The organism is Bacillus sp. 3103sda1, from assembly GCF_024159135.1.
Classification (GTDB): domain Bacteria; phylum Bacillota; class Bacilli; order Bacillales; family Bacillaceae_G; genus Bacillus_A; species Bacillus_A rhizoplanae.
In genome coordinates this window covers 4,062,491-4,081,854 of record NZ_JAMYWS010000001.1, presented here as the reverse complement: position 1 = coordinate 4,081,854, position 19,364 = coordinate 4,062,491, and the positions used below count along the sequence as shown (strand labels likewise).

Below are 19,364 nucleotides of genomic sequence, written 5' to 3'. Positions count from 1 at the left end.
ATTTTTTTTTATGCGCATTTAAAATATGAGTATGTTGCGTGATTCTTATATGAAGCTTATTTATGGCCCAAATTATTTTAAGCAGGATGAATTATATGAACAAATTGGATCCAAGGCATTATCTTTTACCAGTAAAGAAACAATTATGAAATTGATTTATATACATCTTTGGTTCTATATAGTTATAAGTGGAATTAGTTTACAATTATAACATTTGGTGGATGGTAAAACAGACAATTCCATTTTATACTAAAAGTGTGCCACCCTCCCTAAGGGACAGCGTACAGCCGGTGATTGGCTAATGGGAACATTCTCATTTTGCCAGTGCCGGTTTTTTGTTAGATAATGATGGTAATAGATTTTTGGGGGAGGGATCGTTTTGAAAAAGATAGACTTTACTTCTATGAGAGAACAAGTAGCTAGTTTTTATATTTATTCTATTTCTTTTCTTGGTGTGATTGCTGTTATCATTTCTTTATTTTTAAGTAAAATGCCTTCTCATCTCATACTGCTTTTGTTGTTAATTATGTTTATGGGGATTACTGAGTATTTTCCTATCCGCATTTGGAGAGGGGGAATCACACTCAGTCTTACGCTCATTTATACGATGAATTGGCAGTTTGGAATACATATAACTGTTGTTTCTTGTGTATGTGCAATGTTATGTATCCATTTGCTTCGCCGCTTACCTATGCAAAGGACACTATTTAATTGTGCTCAGCTTGCTCTTAGTATCATATTAGCAGACTGGTTTTCCAGCGAATGTCTCTCTCTTTTTATTTCTGGGATGAATCTCTCAGTTTTATATGAAAAATTCATAAGCTTGTTTTTATTTAGTGTGTTTCTTTCCTTTTTTAACAGCATTCTTTACGATCTTTTAATCATACTTCTTCCTCAGCCATATCCGCTAGAAGAGTGGCGTAAAAAAAATATATTAGTATTATTGAGTGTGAGTGTTTGTTTATTTTACTCCTCGCTTATACATATTTTAGATTACCGATATCGCGGAGTGATGGATGAAATTATGGTTCTGTTCTTCTTTTTTCCGCTTGTGGCAATCTGTATCATCAGCTCTTTTGTTAGACAAATACGGGTGGAAAAAGAACGATTATATAAGCTTTTTTCCATTACGACGGAATTGAGTCATGGGTTATCTGCCGGAAACTTACAGCAGATGAAACAATCACTGAAAGGATTCCTAGGAATACAGGCATATGTTTTATGGGCAAAAGATGAGGAGAACTGGACACTTTTATTAAAGGATGGAAAAGTACGTCGTGATATTTCTGATTATTCTGACCTGTATGCGAAGTTTGAAGAGATATCTGAAACTGTTGTTGTTACGGATTGGAAAACAGGTATGGCTCCGGGAGATGAAGTGTTTGAAAATACGATGCGCTCTCTTGTATATTTACCTCTTAAAGTAAATCATGAATTAGTTGGAATGTTTGTGGCAGGGAAAAGCAGAAGTGCGAGTTTTATTACTGAAGATGTACAGACTTTAGCTACGTTTGCCAATCAATTGGGCAGTTTGCTTAAAACACGGACACTTGTTTCTGAACAGGAAAAAAGAACAATTTTGGAAGAAAGAAATCGAATTGCTCGTGAAATTCACGATGGAATCGCACAAGCATTGGCCGGAGTGATATTCCAGATGGAGTCAGCTCAGAAAAAGTATGCAGATCGACCAAAGGACATGCAGCAAGTGGTAGATACAAGCATAAAAAAATTACGGAAAAGTTTAGGGGAAGTTCGTTATTCTATTTATGCTTTAAAGCCATATCCAACACAAAGGCTAGGGCTAAAACAAGCAATTACAAATAAAATTCAATCCTTAAAACAAGAATATGGTCTAGCTATTACATATCATGAAAGAGGCCGTTCTCGAAAACTTAATTTTACGAAAGAACGAGTCATCTTTGATACTTTACAGGAGAGCTTGCAGAACATTGTAAAGCATGCGAAGGCAGATAAAGTTGACGTTTTACTAAGTTATCAACGGGAACATGTACTTTTGAAAGTGAAGGATAATGGAATTGGTTTTTCCCTTTTTGAATCTATGATTAAAGCAAAGAATGAGCCGCATTATGGTATATTACATATGAATGAACAGGCTGAACAGTTAGGGGCTGCTCTTCAGATTGATAGTTCAGCAGGAAAAGGCACAGAAATCACATTGTTAATTCCAGATTCAGAAATGGGGGAGGAGTATCATGATTCGAATATTAGTAGTGGATGATCATACTGTTTTGCGTGATGGAATTCGAAGTATATTGGAACTCGAATCTGATATGCGAGTAGTTGGAGAAGCTGTTTCCGGGGATGAGGTATTAAAGAAAGTGGAAGAGTGTAGACCTGATTGTATCTTAATGGATATTAATTTACCAGGAAAAAATGGTATCGAGGCTACATCGCTCGTGAAAGAACAGTATCCGAACTGCCGCGTTCTCGTATTAACGATGTATGAGCATGATGAATATTTGATGTCTGCTCTTCGGGCAGGTGCAGACGGTTATTTACTGAAGGATTCATCATCCGAGCAAGTGGTGGCGGCGATTCGAATGGTATTACAAGGAGATTCTGTGATTCACCCGCGTATGACTAAAAAGTTGATTACATACCATCAGCAAACGAAATCAGAATCAAATGAAAATGAACTGACAGAGCGTGAAAAAGAAATACTGTTTGAATTGGTCAAAGGCCTTAGTAATAAAGAAATTGCTGAAGCCCTATATATCAGTGACAAGACAGTTAAAATTCACATTAATAAGATTTTTAAAAAACTAAATGTGAAAAGCCGTTCACAAGCAGTCATATATGCCGTTCGAAATCAGCTTGTTCCATTTTCTTAAATGAAAGTGCTTAAAAGAACTGTTCTGTGTTTTATTATTTTACTCAAAATAATAAGGTGCGGAATAGTTCTTTTGTTTTATTTTGCTTTAGAACCAATAGCTATGAAATTACTTCTTTTGTCTAATTTTCAGAAAGATTAAAATTCTAGATAATAAGGACAGAATCATAGTTTACTAGTAGATTAAGAATCTAAAGTGACAAATTTAGAATAAAATATAAATCGTAATCATTACTATTTATTGCAACGTTCCAAAAGAGGTATTATACTAAATTTGTAATATAAAACGTAATCATTACGTTTTATGACAAAAGAAAGATATTTATTTAATAATAAAAAAAGGAGATAAGAAAAATGAAGACATTTAAAGTAATGACCACAGCAGCTATCATGTCATTATTCTTTACATCACTTACAGTTTTTGCAGAAGGCGATGTTACGCCTGCTGAGTCGCAAATGGTTGAAGAAATTGTGGAACAAAGAGGACAATTATTTTTTGATAAGGATAAGATCGAAACAGGTGAAGATGATTCCCTATATAAAGACGTTAAAAAAGAAGGTTTGGCTACAGCATATAAACCGAATGATACTGTTCGCTTAATCGTAGAAGTTGAACAACCAACAGAAATTGAGCAAACAGCCAAAAGCAAAAAAGCTTTATATAAACAAAAGCAAGACAAAGTAATCGAACAAATCTCAAAAGAAAAAAATTCTAAATCAAATGCTTCTATTAAAGTGAAGCATCGTTTTTTCGAAGGGTTTAACGGGTTCAGTGTAGAAACAGAGTTTCAAAATATTAAAGATATCCAGTCTATTCCAGGGGTTATGAATGTCCATGTTGCTAGAACATACCAGGAAACGATGGGAGCAAGTAAAGAATTAGTACAAGCTCAAAAAGTATGGGAACAATATGGTTATAAAGGTGAAGGATTAGTAGTAGCGGTCGTAGACTCCGGGATTGATTATACGCACAAAGATATGAAACTATCTGACACAGCCAAAACGAAAGAAAAATGGACTCAAGATAAAATTAATCCAAAATTTGTTGAGACAGATGTAAACGAAATTTGGTATTCTGATAAAATTCCAACAGGATATGATTGGGCAGACAATGATACCAATGTCATTCCGGGAACAAAAGGCAGCCCGCATGGTACACACGTGGCTGGTACAATTGGAGCAAATGGCGACGAAACGAATGGCGGTGTCGAGGGTATTGCACCAGGTGTTCAACTATTAGCTGAGAAGGTATTTTCTGATAGTGGTAATGGCGGTGCCTATGAGGATGATATTATAGCAGGAATTGAGCATGCCATTACATTGGATGCAGATGTAATAAACATGAGCTTAGGTGCCGATGCAGGCTATGTAGATGAAGAGTTTGATCCGATCCAAAAAGCAATTCGAGTTGCGACAGAACAAGGCACCCTTGTTGTAGCGGCAGCTGGTAATTCAGCCTACAGTACGAAAAATAATATCATTCCCTCTTCATTAAGACCATATGCAGAAAATCCTGATATTGGAACAGTTGGTGCACCGGGTGTAAGTCCATATGCGTTATCGGTTGCTTCCTATGAAAATACTAAACTTCATTTAAATGCATTAGCAGATGCAAGTGGTTTTTCGGTACCGTTCAAAGATCAAACGCAATTTCCAGCATCGTATAATTTTAAAGTCTCTAAGGTTCTTTCACCAGATGTACCTTATGATTTGGTATATGTTGGGGAAGGAAAGAATGCATTAGATTATCCTAAAGGCAAAACTGGCTACATTGCAGTAGTTAAACTATTAAATTCATATAGTACTGTTTCATCCATTCAGTGGACAGCAAAGAGTGCAGGAGCAAAGGCGATTATTATGATACCACCTGCAAATTGGTCAGATTATGCTACTCTACCAGTAACGCCAACTGCAACACCAACGGCGTCAACAAGTAAAGCTGCAGGTGAAGCATTACTGAGTAAAATGAATAGTCTGCCAAGCGGTCAATATGTAAGTATGAAATTCGCAGGCGATACTTTCGTTGATAACCCAGCAAAAGATAGTATGTCTAGTTTTTCATCGATGGGTACTCCACATACATTAGATTTTAAGCCAGAAATTTCTGCCCCTGGTGGAAATATTTATTCCACTGTACCAGGTAATGATTATGAAATGATGAGCGGTACATCCATGGCAGCACCTCATGTTGCAGGCGGTTCGGCATTGTTATTGCAGGCCCTTTATCAAAAAGGATTAACCCATTCAGAAGATACAGTTTTAAAAGCAAAACTTGCTTTAATGAATACAGCTAATATTGCCATGGATCCAAGGACAAATGGAGAAGTTCCATATTCACCACGTGTACAAGGGTCAGGTCTAATGCAAATTCAAAATGCCATTCATACACCAGTCATTGTGACAAATGGAAATGCGCCTTTAGAACAAGCTGGAGCGGTTGCTTTAAAGGAAATAGGTCAAAATACAAGTTTCAAATTAAACATGGAAGCATTCGACGCTCCTAAAGGTAAAAATAGTAGTGATGATATTGAATATAAAGTTTATGTAGATGTATTAAAAGATAAGACGGAAATGAAGGAATTTGATTTAGATAGTGATGGGCAATTGGATTCAAAAGAGTATTTAACATTAACTAGTGAACGTATTAATGGTGCGACAGTCACTGTCAATGATAATACAGTTACAGAAACAGAAGGAGCATTAGTTAAAATCAAACCAGGTCAAACAAAAATGCTGACTGTTAATGTAACTTTACCAGATTCCTTAAAGAAAAATAGTTTTGTAGAAGGATTTGTTCGTCTCGTTCCGGTTGCTAAAGACCAGGATAAAGCAGTTCCTTTAACTATTCCATATATGGGCTTCTATGGAAAATGGGATGAACCACGAAATATCGACGCACCTGCATGGGAGAAGGATGCGTTTGTAGGATATACGGCCCTTTGGGATGAGAATTCAGAAAGATATCCATTAGGATATAACCCATATACTGGAAGGTTCAGTCTTAACCATATTGCATTCTCGAAAAACTATATACTCGATGGTATCTATCCGTCATTCCAAGCCTTACGTAGTTTAGACAAAACTGAAATGTATATTGAAGATCAATCTGGAAATCTCATTAAAAACTTAGGTGACTTTAGTGAATATACTGGTACTCCATGGAAATTTAGAAAAAATATAATGTCATATGGGGATACAAAGTATGACGGATATAAATGGGATATGAAAGACTCATCCGGACAATATGTGCCTGATGGTGTTTATCAATATGTTATCAAAACAACATTAGATTATTCAAACGCAAAGCCACAGATTGTTAAAATGCCAGTTACGGTAGATTCCATCGCTCCGACCGTTTCAGATATTACAGTAACGCCAAAGAACGGAAAATATGAAATTTCCTTCAATCCGCAAGACAATGCAAGTGACTTTAATTCTGCTGTTGTATGGGTGAATGGACAATATTATTCACTAGGTCTTGAGCAAAAATCTTTCTTAGTTAATACAGAACCGAAAAGTATTATTATTCTAGCCATTGATTATGCAGGAAATCAATCGTACAAAGTTTGGGGAGATCCGAGCTATATTAAATATACTATGGCTGTACAAACGATCAGTATAACTCCGACTGCAAATATTAACAAAAGCAAACCTGCAAATATTAGTGCCTGGGCTTATGCTAGAGTAGACTGGACGATTAATGTTAAAGATGCAAGTGGAAAGATAGTCGATTCGTTTGAAGTGAAAAATGAACATACACTGAAAACACAATGGGTACCTAATGCGGATCTTCCAAATGGAACGTATACGATCTTAGCTGATGTGGTTACAAAAGACGGTTTTAAAGTTACAACAGAACCTAAGCAAGTCACGGTTCGTCAACAATCATAGAGAAAACTCGCCGATTGGCGAGCCCCTAAGAGCGAGGACAGAGGTGTAGTTACACGTATGACTGATAGGAAAGTAAAATACTTTCCTATCAGCGAATAAAATCGCTAACGTGACTAAATCATGATCCAAGTGAGGATTATTCACTTGGGTCTTTTTTGTTCGTCGCATTGTGCCATTACAAAAGGAACGTATTACTTCTGCTATTTCATTTTCTTTTAAATTATAAAGTAGTTCTTTTGTACTATACGGTATAGAACTAATAACTATAAAAAATATTCCTTTTTGTTAATTTTCAGAAAAGTTTTAATTTAATACAATAAGAAAGTAGAATCGTAGTCTAATAGCTTCGTAAATTTATGTTATACACTGACTACAGATAAAAATAAATTTAGACGGGGGAACTTGTATGAAAAGAGGGAAATTTGGAAAGGTTCTTACGGGGACGTTAGTTGCTGGCATGCTATTGTCACAAGGCATTCCGTATAACGTATTGGCAGAAAGCGCGGTTGAACTGAATCCAGTTGATAATGCGGAACAGGTATTGATGAATCTATCACCAGAACAAAGAAAAGCGTTGGAACAGTTAGATGTAAGTCCTAATTTTACGATTTCTCCTGATATTGATTCTAATAGTCCTGAATTAGTTAACGTTATCGTGGAATTCAATCAGGCTCCAGCAAAAATTGAAGTGATGAAACAAGCGGCGAAAGGAAAGAAAATAGCTTCTACTACTGCGCAAACAAAAGTGGATGAAGAGCATAAAGTGTTCAAACAACATGTCGAATCCTTAAAATCGAAGAAGGATGCCGGCACTTACGATACGCAAAAAGTGAAGATCACACGCGAATACAAGAACGCTATCAATGGTGTAGCGATGACTTTACCTGGTGTTGCAGTGCAGGAGTTGATGCAATCCGGCGTAGTAAAACGTGTGTTTAAAGATTACGAGGTAAAAGTGGAACCTCCGGTAGAAACAAAAGAAACAATCCAGCCAAAAATGGCGGACAGCATTCCGCAAATTGGCGTGGACAAGCTCCATGCAGAAAACATTACAGGTAAAGGGATTAAAGTCGGCGTTCTTGATACAGGTGTTGACTATAATCATCCTGACTTAAAAGGTGCTTATAAAGGCGGATATGATTTTGTAGATAACGATGCAGATCCGATGGAAACAACATACGAGGATTGGATACAAGCTGGTAAACCAGAATATCCAGGCCTTGTATATTACACAAATCATGGTACACATGTAGCTGGAACGATTGCAGCTCAAAAGAAAAATAATGCGGATTATGCTGTGAAAGGTGTGGCACCTGAAGTAGATTTATATGCGTATAGAGTATTAGGCCCTTGGGGCGGAGGAAATACAGCAGGAATTCTTGCTGGAATAGATAAAGCGATTGAAGATGGTATGGACGTTATCAATATGTCACTTGGTGCTCAGAAGAACGATCCGTTATATGCTACTTCTGTCGCGACAAATAACGCTATGCTTTCAGGTGTGGTAACAGTTGTTGCCGCAGGTAACTCTGGACCGAACGAAAAAACGCTCGGCTCTCCGGGAACGGCAGCTCTCGGTATTTCAGTAGGGGCAAGCGATGTTTCCATGTCCATTCCTACATTCAGCGCAAGTGCAGCGGGCGAAAAGTTTGAAAACATGCAGTTATTAGGGAAAGATTTTCCTGATAAGTTAGAAGATTTACAAGGACAATCGTTACCAATTGTATTTGCAGGACTTGGTAAACCAGCTGATTTTACGGGGAAAGATTTAAACGGAAAAATTGCGTTAATTCAGCGCGGAGAAATTACGTTTGATGAAAAAATCAAAAATGCCAAAAAGGCCGGAGCAAAAGCTGTTATCGTGTATAACAATGTCGACGGACAAATACCTGCCTACTTAGGCGAGGGTGTGGATTTCATTCCATCTTTCCGTCTATCAAAAGCGGATGGTGAACGGTTAAAGGGACTAGGAGAAGTATCTTTCAAATTCGAAACGCTGAGCAATACAAAAACGGAAGGCGATCACTTAGCTGATTTCAGTTCACGTGGGCCGGTAAATGGAAATTATGATATTAAGCCGGATGTAGTTGCTCCTGGTGTGTCGATTTTCTCTACTGCACCAGAATATATCAATGATCCGCAGGACGGTATTAATTACAGTAATGCATATGTACGCTTATCAGGTACATCTATGGCGACTCCTCACGTGACAGGTACAGCGGCATTGATTCTGCAGGAGCACCCAGAATACACTCCTTTCGATGTAAAAGCGGCTCTTATGAATACATCTGATGATTTGAATGGGAAGTATTCCGTATACGAAGTGGGTGCAGGGCGCATCGACGCATATCAAGCTGTTCATACGGACACTTCCATCAAAGTATTAGACAAAACAAAAAATATCGAGAACGGAAATATTGTTGAAATTGACGAACAAACAGGCTCCATCGTGTTTGGCAGACATGTTAAGCAAGGTGATGAACCAATTGAAGCGAGCAAAAAGGTGACTGTCCAAAACCATAGTAAGGAAGAAAAATCATTTAAAGTGGAAGTGGAGTATCACGGCGAGCGTACAGGTATTCAAGATGCAGTGAAGAACGGTGTAAAAGTTGAGGTACCGGCATCCATTACAGTGGCAAGCGGACAATCACAGGAGCTACAGCCAAAAATTACGATTCCTTCTAGCGCAGCGAAAGGAAGATACGAAGGGTATATCCATGTGATGAATGCGAACAATCCAGCCGAAACGTATCAAATCCCATTCGCTGTCATGGTGACGGAAAAAGGATTTGAATATATAAAAACGACTAAACCATCCGTAACAAACACGACAGCTTTCTGGCAATATTTAGATCCTGTGGTCCACGGAGTAATGAAGTTGAATAGTCCGATGCAAACAATCGATATAGTTGTCAAAGACAGTAAAACAGGAAAAGCTGTAGGTTTTGTAGGAACAGCGAATACCAGCAAATTACTGACAGACACAGAAACTTTTCTTATAGGAGCATTCAGCGGTACTGTCTATCCATTTACAAATGATCCTTCCAAGCCGATTGGCGATCTTCCTGTGAAGCTTCCAGCAGGCGATTATATACTGGAAATGATTGCGCATGATGAGGAAGGGAAATCATATGTTGCAGACAATCCGCTTATCGTGGACAATACAGCACCAGAAGTAAATATGGATAAAAAACCGGGTATAATTGAAATTAATGACTCCATGTTCACAGTAGAAGATGGCCAAAAAGCAGTATGGCTGCATGGAACAGCTAAAGATTCCACAGTAGATGTATTAAAATCAAAAGGCTTAAACTATGATCAAACTTCCAACCAAATGGGTTACTCTGCAAACTCTCCGTTCATAGATGGATACTTCCCGATCCAAGCAAACGGAGATGTAAAGTTTGGAATTGAGGAAAGTGATATTGCAAAAGGACCTTTAAATTTGAACTTGACTACGTTTGATATCGCAACGGCAGTTGGTAAACAAAAATATGTCTTCGTAAAAGAAGGTACGGAATATACGACTTCTAGTTATGATAAGAAAGACGTAAAAGTTGACGATACAGTTACGATGACACTCAGCCTCAATAATGTAAAGCAGCTTGTATCTGGGGAATTCCAGGTCGAATTCGACAAAGGCTTGTATAAGTTTGGGGATGTGAAGCTGAACAATGCGGCAAACGAGTATGTAAAGGAAAAAGGCTTGGAAGTATCGCTGCAAGAACCTGTGGTGATAGAAGGAATGTACACTAATACGGTGAAAGTTGGCGCATCTATGAAAGGGAATGCATTCAGCGGTATGGATGGAGATATGCCTTTCCTTGATGTCACGTTCAAATTAGTAAGTGATGCATATTTCGATCAAGCTACTACATTTAATGTAAAGCAGGCGTCTTATATGAAAGCGGGACAAACAGCAGCTACTGCCATTCCTTTTTATAACACGGAAAGTTTTAACATCATTCCAACGCATTCGAGAGTGCAGGGTTCTATCGGACCGGAAGCATTTTTCATTGGGAATGAGGGCTCTCAGTATTTGAGAAAAGCGGATTATACAAAAATCGGTGCTCAAGTATATGCGATGTCCCCAAGCGGTAAAAAATATAAGGGAACAATTGATAATACAGGATTCTACACCATTTATGGTATCCCAGCTTCTAATGAAGCATACACAGTTGTTATTGATGTTCCGGGACATCTCAAAGCGATGAAGAAATTCATTCCTGGATATTCTGTAAACGGTGAGATGCGCGGGCAACATGTTAGAATAGGTGTTAAAAATCTTGCAGGGGACGTGAATGGTGATAGATTAATTGATATTCGCGATATGCAAAGTGTAGTTGATGTATACGGTAAGAAGGATGCATCCATCGTGCCGCAAGACATCAATCAAGACGGTGTCGTAGACGAGACAGATGTCCGCTTCATTGAGAAAAACTTCTTGCAAAAAGAAGTCGGCGTTCCAGAAGTTGTTAAGCCAAAAGAAACAATCGGCAAAAAAGGACTGGCAGACTTCCTGCGTCAAATCGGTTTGGAGCCGAAATCGAAATAATAAAGTAAAACTTCCATCAGTGGGGGGTTTTTCATCCCCCACTGATGGTTAGTTGAACCAATCGGGCTTTTACGGGCAGTTATCCCCACTATCTTCCACGCTTTCCTCTGAATCTTGAGGTGGGGGTCTTACTGCCCGTTAATGCGGGATAAAGTGAAATTTCCATTAGTGGGGGACTTTCTTCATCCCTCACTAATGATTTCTAACTTAATCTAATGATAGATTTTATCCACTATATTTTTACACAAAGTGAGATCGATAGCTTTAAAGGTTACTTCTTTTGTTTGATTTTCAGAATGGCATCTTAGTTTACTAGTTTCACGGATTGTTTGTAAAACAATTATATGAGGAAAAGGAGATGCGCTATGAAGAGAAGAAAAAAAGGAAAGCTTCTTATAGGAACGTTAGCTGTAGGTATGCTATTGTCACAAGGCATTCCGTATAACGTATTGGCAGAAAGCCCGGTTGCACTGAATCCAGTTGATAATGCGGAGAAAGTCTTGACGAGCCTGTCTGCGGATCAAAGAAAGGCTTTAGAGCAATTAGATGTAAATCCTAACTTTACGATTTCGCCTGATATTGATTCTAATAGTCCTGAGTTAGTCAAAGTTATCGTGGAATTCAATCAGGCTCCAGCGAAAATTGAAGTGATGAAACAAGCGGCAAAAGGAAAGAAAATATCTTCTAGTGCTGCGCAAGCAAAAGTGGATGAAGAACATAAAGTGTTTAAGCAACATGTCGAATCCTTGAAATCGAAGAAGGATGCCGGCACGTACGATACGAAAAAAATGAAGGTTACACGCGAATACAAAAATGCGATCAACGGCGTAGCGATGACTTTACCTGGTGTTGCAGTGCAGGATTTGCTGCAATCTGGAGTCGTAAAACGTGTCTTTAAAGATTATGAGGTAAAAGTAGAACCTCCAGCAGAAACGCAAAAAGAAATCCAGCCAAAAATGGCGGACAGCATCCCGCAAATTGGCGTGGACAAGCTTCATGCAGAGAACATTACAGGTAAAGGGGTTAAAGTCGGCGTTCTTGATACAGGTGTTGACTATAATCATCCTGACTTAAAAGATGCTTATAAAGGCGGATACGATTTTGTAGATAACGATGCAGATCCGATGGAAACAACATACGAGGATTGGATACAAGCTGGTAAACCAGAATATCCAGGTTATGTATATTACACAAATCATGGTACACATGTAGCTGGAACGATTGCAGCTCAAAAGAAAAACAATGCCGATTATGCTGTGAAAGGTGTGGCACCTGAAGTAGATTTATATTCTTACAGAGTTTTAGGACCATGGGGAGCTGGATATACAGAGGGAATCCTTGCTGGAATCGATAAAGCGATTGAAGATGGTATGGACGTCATCAATATGTCGCTAGGTGCCCAGACAAATGATCCGTTATATGCTACTTCCGTCGCGACGAATAACGCCATGCTTTCAGGTGTGGTGACTGTTGTTGCCGCAGGAAACTCCGGACCGAATGAAAAAACTCTCGGTTCCCCAGGAGCGGCAGCTCTTGGTATTTCAGTAGGGGCAAGCGATGTTTCCATGTCTATTCCTACATTCAGTGCAAGTGTATCCAATGAAAAGTTTGAAAACATGCAGTTATTAGGCAAAGATTTTCCTGATAAGTTAGAAGATTTACAAGGACAATCCTTACCAATTGTATTTGCGGGACTTGGGAAAGAATCTGATTTTGCGGGAAAAGATTTAAACGGAAAAATTGCGTTGATTCAGCGCGGGGAAATTACGTTTGATGAAAAAATCAAAAACGCCAAAAAAGCCGGGGCAAAAGCGGTTATCGTATATAACAATGTCGACGGACAAATACCTGCCTACTTAGGTGAGGGTGTAGGTCTTATTCCATCTTTCCGCCTCTCAAAAGCGGATGGCGAACGGTTAAAGGGACTAGGTGAAGTATCTTTCAAATTCGAAACATTGAGCAATACAAAAACGGAAGGCGATCACTTAGCTGATTTCAGCTCACGTGGGCCGGTAAACGGAAACTACGATATTAAGCCAGATGTAGTCGCTCCTGGTGTGTCGATTTTCTCTACTGCACCGGAGTATATCAACGATCCACAGGACGGCGTGAATTACAGCAATGCATATGTACGCTTGTCTGGTACATCCATGGCGACTCCTCACGTGGCAGGTGCAGCGGCATTGATTTTACAGGAGCATCCAGAATATACTCCTTTCGATGTAAAGTCGGCTCTTATGAATACATCAGATGATTTGAACGGGAACTATTCCGTATACGAAGCGGGTGCTGGGCGCATCGATGCGTATCAAGCCGTTCATACAGACACATCCATCAAAGTATTGGACAAAACGCAAAATGTAGAGAATGGAAACGTTGTCGAAATTGATGAACAAACGGGCTCCATCGTGTTCGGCAGATATTATAAACAAGGTGATAAACCAATTGAAGTGAGCAAAAAAGTGGCTGTTCAAAACCACAGCAAGGAAGAAAAATCATTTAAAGTGGAAGTGGAGTATCACGGCGAGCGTACAGGTATTCAAGATGCGGTGAAAAACGGTGTACAAGTTGAGGTGCCGGCATCTCTTACAGTAGCAAGTGGACAATCGCAGGAGCTAGAGCCGAAAATTACGATTCCTGCTAGCGCAGCGGCAGGCAGATATGAAGGATATATTCATGTAACGAATGCGAAGAATTCGGCCGAAACGTATCAAATTCCATTCGCTGTCATGGTGACGGAAAAGGGATTTGCCTATATGGAAACGGAACGACCATCGGTAACAACTAATACGCCTTTCTGGCAATACATGAGGCCATTCATCCTTGGAAAAATGAAGTTGAATAGCCCAATGAAAACAATCGATATAGTTGTCAAGGACAGCAAATCGGGGAAAGCCGTAGGACTGACTGGAACGATAGACGCCAGCAACATGATGACAGATAGAGCGTATGGCGGAATGTTATTCAATAGCTATGTCTATCCATTTACAAATGATCCTTCCAAGCCAATTGGAGATGTCCCTGTGAAACTTCCAGAAGGAGACTATACAATTGAAATGATTGGGCATGATGAGGAAGGAAAATCATATGTTGTAGGCAATCCGATGATTGTGGACAATACAGCACCGGAAGTGAACATGGATAAAAAACCGGGTGTAATCGAGATTAATGACTCCATGTTTACAGTAGAGGATGGACAAAAAGCAGTATGGCTGCATGGAACAGCCAAGGATGCGACAGTAAATCTATTAAAATCCAAAGGGTTGAACTATGATCAATCGTCCAATACAATGGCTTACTATGGAAACTCTGGATTCATAGAGGCATTCTTCCCGATCCAAGCAAACGGAGATGTAAAATTTGGAATTGAGGAAAGCGATATTGCAACACAACCTTTAAAATTTAAGTTGACTACGTTTGATATGGCAACGGCCGTTGGTAGACAAGACTATATCTTCATGAAAGAAGGTACAGAGTATACGACTTCTAGTTACGATAAGAAAGACGTAAAAGTCGGTGATACCGTAACAATGACACTGAGCTTGAATAATGTGAAGCAGCTTGTATCTGGGGAATTCCAGGTAGAGTTCATCAAAGATCTGTTTAAGTTTGAGAATGTGAAGCTGAACAATGCGGCAAACGAGTATGTAAAGGAAAATGGCTTGGAGGTATCACTACAAGAGCCTGTGGTGGCGGATGGCGATTACTTTAGTACGGTAAAGGTTGGCGCATCTATGAAAGGGAATGCATTCAGCGGTCTGGACGGAGATCTGCCTTTCCTTGATGTCACGTTCAAAGTAGTACATGATGAATCGTATTCTGGCGATATCTTTATGGATGTAAAACAGGCATCTTATATGAAAGTGGGACAAGCGGCAGCTACTGCCATTCCTTTTTACAATACGCAAAATGTTAACATCATTACGAAGCATTCGACTGTGACAGGCTATATAGGGCCGGAAGCATTTTTAACAGCAGGCGGTTATTTGAAACAGGGAGATTATACAAAAATCGGTGCCCAAGTATATGCGCTGTCTCCGAGCGGTAAAAAATATAAGGGAACCATTGATAAACAAGGAGAATACCGTATCACCGGTATCCCAGCTTCTGGTGAAGTATTCACAGTTGTTGCTGAGGTTCCAGGACATCTAAAAGCAATGAAGAAGTTTATTCCTGGATATTTGGTAAACGGTGAACAGCGTGGGCAAAACTTTAGATTTGCTGCCCTAAAAGGTCTTGCAGGAGACGTGAATGATGATAGATTGATTGATATTCGTGATATGCAAAGTGTAGTCGATGTATACGGTAAGAAAGATGCATCTATCTTGCCGCAAGACATTAATCAAGACGGTGTCGTAGACGAGACAGATGTCCGCTTCGTTGAGGAAAACTTCTTACAAAAAGAAGTTGGCGTTCCAGAGGTGGTCAAGCCAAAAGAAACAATCGGTAAAAAAGATCTGAAATACTTCCTGAGCCTTATCGGTCTAGAGCCGAAGAAATAAAGTGAAACTTCCATCAGTGGGGGGCTTTATCCGCCACTGATGGTTAGTTGAACCAATCGGGCTTTTACGGGTAGTTACCCCCCGCCTATCTTCTTCGCTTTCTCTCAATCTTGAGGTGGGGGTCTTACTGCCCGTTAATGCGGGATAAAAAGAAGATGTCTTAGGAGCGGCTGTTGATAAAAGAGGAGAAATTTCATCTTCTTTAAATATCGATAGTCGCTCTTGAATAAAATCGAAAGTTCTTTATTAAGAACTTGAAGAGAACGAGCTATTTGATTTTGTTTTATCTCATATGAACTTATTGGCTTTTAAAAAGTTTAAACATTCTAAAAATAGGGGGATTATTAAAATGAGTCTTAAGAAAAAGCTTGGTATGGGTGTTGCATCTGCAGTTCTTGGTTTATCTTTAATTGGAGGCGGAACGTTTGCGTACTTCAGTGATAAAGAAGTATCACAAAACACGTTTGCGGCTGGTACATTAGATTTGAGCATTGATCCACAAGTTATCATCGATGTTGACAAAATCAAACCAGGTGACCAAGTGGAACGCGATTTCCACTTAATCAACAACGGCACTTTGAAAATTAAGGACGTTCATCTTCTTACAGACTACACTGTAACAGATGCAAAAGGTGATAACGGAAATGCTGATTTCGGCGATCACATTAAAGTGGAGTTCTTATGGAACATAGACAAGAACACAGTTCCTGTATGGGAAACTACTTTGTCTGAATTGAAACAAGCTACTGCTGATGGTAACATTCCTGATCTTGTACAAAAAGGTGTCGTAAACTGGGAAGGAAACGGACTTGCTCCAGGAAGTGATGACACTTTCTATGTGAAATTTACATTTGTAGATAATGGAGAAGATCAAAATGTATTCCAAGGAGATACATTGAAATTGAACTGGACGTTCGATGCGACTCAAACAAAAGGTAAAGACAAATAAGCTCGAATGTCATCTATAATTGTGAAATCTATGTAGCTACTATATAAAGTGCAAGACAAAGAGAGGTCCTACTATGAAGTATGACCTCTCTTCCTATACTTTGTACAATATAGAAGTTTCATTTTAAGCCAGCATTTCTGCTTTTCGATTTTGAATGACATCATCATAATGCATAAGTAGATCATTAAAAATTTCATCCCAACTTTTTGTTAAAGCATAGCTTCTACCTTGTTGCCCCATGTATTCACGTTTCTCTTTCTGATCAAGCAATGTATAAATAGAAGATAAAAATGAGTCCGTTTGTTTCGGCTTACAAAGAAACCCTGTTGTTTCATGCGTAATAATGCTTTTCACACCGCCTGCATTTGCGCCGATCACTGGTGTGCCGCATGCGAGGGATTCTAAGACGACATTTCCGAACGTTTCTGTTGCAGAAGGGAATACCATAACATCTGAACAAGCATATGCTTCAGCTAACTCTTCTCCTTTTAAATACCCAGTAAATGTTACATTTTCTGTAATTGTGTCTTTTACTTCGTCAGCGAGAGGGCCATCACCCACAATCAGCCAATGAACATCGTTTTTTCGTTCTTTCGTTGTTTTTTGGATTAATGCCAGCAATGTTTCGATATCTTTTTCAGGAGCTAAACGTCCAACGTAAGAGAGGATATATGGCGATGTAATGTTATATTTTTTTCGAAATACGTTCTGATTATAATGAGGATGGAATAGATTGCAATCTACCCCGCGGCTCCATAAGTATAAGTCTTGGAAGCCTTTTTTCTGTAATTGATGCATCGTTTCAAACGAAGGAACAAACGTTTTCTGTAGGGAGCTATGAAACCATTTTAAATAGTTCCATAACATATTGGAGAAAAATTCAATTTTATAATATTGCAAATACGCATCAAAATCTGTGTGATACGAACCGACAAGAGGGATGTTTAGTTTTTTGGCGTAATACATGCCGCAAAGTCCCATATTAAACGGTGTTGCGACATGTATTATATCTGGTTGAAATTGAAATAGTTCTTTTTTGATGAAACGTGGATTTGGAAATGCGAATCGGCACTCTGGATACAAGAGTTTAAGTGGAATACTTTTTATTTTATTGACGTTGGTAACAAAATTATCTTCCGCTGTATGCTGCGGTGCAAATACTGAGTAAGAGATATTTTGCTTTTGCAAATACTGTGTAAAGCGATCGAGTGTTTTCGCAACGCCGTTCACTTGCGGTGTAAACGTATCTGTAAAGATGGCAATTTTCATCAAATCCCCTCCTTCTTCTATCCCGCTATTAACAGGCAGTAAGACCCCCGCCTCAAGGTTCAGAGGTTTCACTTTATATGAAAAGTGGACTGAATTGATAATAAGAAACAATGCCGGATATTGTTCCGAGGCACATGCCAACAAGTACATCAGACGGATAGTGCAAGCCGAGATAAATGCGTGAAATGCCCACGCTAATCGCTATTGGGAGTAGCAAGAATGTCATACTTGGTTCATATAATAAAAAAGGAATAATAACAGAAAAGATAGCAGTCGTGTGTCCGGATGGAAAAGAATGATCTACTAATGGATTTGTTGGATACTTTGCATTAAGAATTGTTAAATAAGGCCGTTTTCTTGGATAAAACTTTTTTAGAATTTGCACAGGTATATGGCTAATCGCAAGGGAAATAGCACTTGCAATTGATGCGTCGTGTAAAGTTCCGCTTGTGAAAAAAAGTAAGAATAGAACGAGGGAAATCGTAACGGTAGCACTGCCCATATGTGTAATAGTGCGAAAAAAGATGTTTAATGTTTTGCGTTCAAAATAGCGATTAATTCCTTCGAAGATGTAGCACTCTATTTTATATAAGGAGCTTATGGAACGAGTTTTCATGAAAAATTCTCCTCCTCACTACATATATATTTGAAGATTTACTTTTATTTTAATAAAATTTTATTGAGGGAATAATAAGATTTTGTAAAGAAAACGTAGCATTTTGCAAAGAAAAAGCTGCCTGTATAGTGGCAGCTAAAAAATTATTTTGTTTGTAAACCTTTATAATATTGTCCTTTTTCGACGTACTGACGACGGATGCGAGCCATATCTTTACGGTCTTCATCCGTTAACTCACGAATAACTTTAGCAGGGCGGCCGAATGCAAGTGTATTTGGCGGGATTTTCTTTCCTTGTGGTACTAAACTGCCGGCACCAATAAACGCACCTTCACCAATTTCAGCTCCGTCTAAAATAATGGACCCCATGCCGATTAAAGCGTCTTTTTTCACTGTACAGCTATGTAAAATGACCTGATGCCCAATTGTTGCATCATCTTCTAAAATAAGCGGGTATGCTGGGCTTTGATGCAGTGTACATTGATCTTGTACATTGACCCGGTCTCCGATAATCGTTGGAGAAACATCTCCGCGAATGACAGTGTTAAACCAAATGCTTGATTCTTCACCAATTGTTACATCACCTGTAATTGTGACATAGTCAGCGATAAACGCGCTATTAGCAATTTTGGGATTTTTGTCTTTGTAAGGATAAATCATATAAGTAGCCTTCCTCTCCTAGAAACTAATATAAGTGTAGCAAATTCTGAAACAGAGTGAAACGGAGGAGTT

9 protein-coding genes are annotated in these 19,364 nt (G+C 38.9%); 6 read left to right on the top strand and 3 right to left on the bottom strand.

Features of this window, described 5'->3' with window-relative positions; all coding sequences use genetic code 11:
• Positions 1–379 precede the first annotated feature (379 nt).
• From NKR74_RS20415 to NKR74_RS20390, 6 genes are all read left to right on the top strand, one after another.
• Entirely contained in the window at positions 380–2,239 is a 1,860-nt protein-coding gene (locus tag NKR74_RS20415; RefSeq protein WP_253630668.1) for a GAF domain-containing sensor histidine kinase, read from the top strand.
• Positions 2,214–2,852, top strand: coding sequence for a response regulator (locus tag NKR74_RS20410; RefSeq protein ID WP_253630667.1), 639 nt, complete (start codon positions 2,214–2,216; stop codon positions 2,850–2,852). The genes NKR74_RS20415 and NKR74_RS20410 overlap by 26 nt, the downstream gene beginning before the upstream one ends.
• A gap of 353 nt (positions 2,853–3,205) precedes the next feature.
• Positions 3,206–6,742 (top strand): S8 family serine peptidase, encoded by a 3,537-nt coding sequence (locus NKR74_RS20405; RefSeq protein ID WP_253630666.1) that lies wholly within the window; start codon positions 3,206–3,208, stop codon positions 6,740–6,742.
• Between the two features lie 406 nt (positions 6,743–7,148).
• A complete protein-coding gene (locus NKR74_RS20400; RefSeq protein ID WP_253630665.1) occupies positions 7,149–11,297 on the top strand; it encodes a S8 family serine peptidase in 4,149 nt (1,382 codons plus the stop codon).
• 365 nt (positions 11,298–11,662) lie between these two features.
• Complete coding sequence (locus NKR74_RS20395; RefSeq protein WP_253630664.1) at positions 11,663–15,799, top strand: S8 family serine peptidase; 4,137 nt, start codon at positions 11,663–11,665, stop codon at positions 15,797–15,799.
• Positions 15,800–16,148: 349 nt separating this feature from the next.
• The gene (locus NKR74_RS20390; protein ID WP_098306631.1) at positions 16,149–16,748 is read left to right on the top strand and encodes a CalY family protein; all 600 of its coding nucleotides are present in this window, start codon (positions 16,149–16,151) and stop codon (positions 16,746–16,748) included.
• Positions 16,749–16,871: 123 nt separating this feature from the next.
• On the opposite strand, the gene NKR74_RS20385 is transcribed toward NKR74_RS20390, so the two are convergent.
• From NKR74_RS20385 to NKR74_RS20375, 3 genes are all read right to left on the bottom strand, one after another.
• Complete coding sequence (locus tag NKR74_RS20385; protein WP_098306633.1) at positions 16,872–18,017, bottom strand: glycosyltransferase family 4 protein; 1,146 nt, start codon at positions 18,015–18,017, stop codon at positions 16,872–16,874.
• Between the two features lie 73 nt (positions 18,018–18,090).
• Positions 18,091–18,633, bottom strand: coding sequence for a phosphatase PAP2 family protein (locus tag NKR74_RS20380; RefSeq protein WP_253630663.1), 543 nt, complete (start codon positions 18,631–18,633; stop codon positions 18,091–18,093).
• Positions 18,634–18,776: 143 nt separating this feature from the next.
• Positions 18,777–19,292: a gamma carbonic anhydrase gene (locus NKR74_RS20375; protein WP_230573575.1), complete on the bottom strand. Its 516-nt coding sequence runs from the start codon at positions 19,290–19,292 to the stop codon at positions 18,777–18,779.
• Between the last annotated feature and the right edge of the window lie 72 nt (positions 19,293–19,364).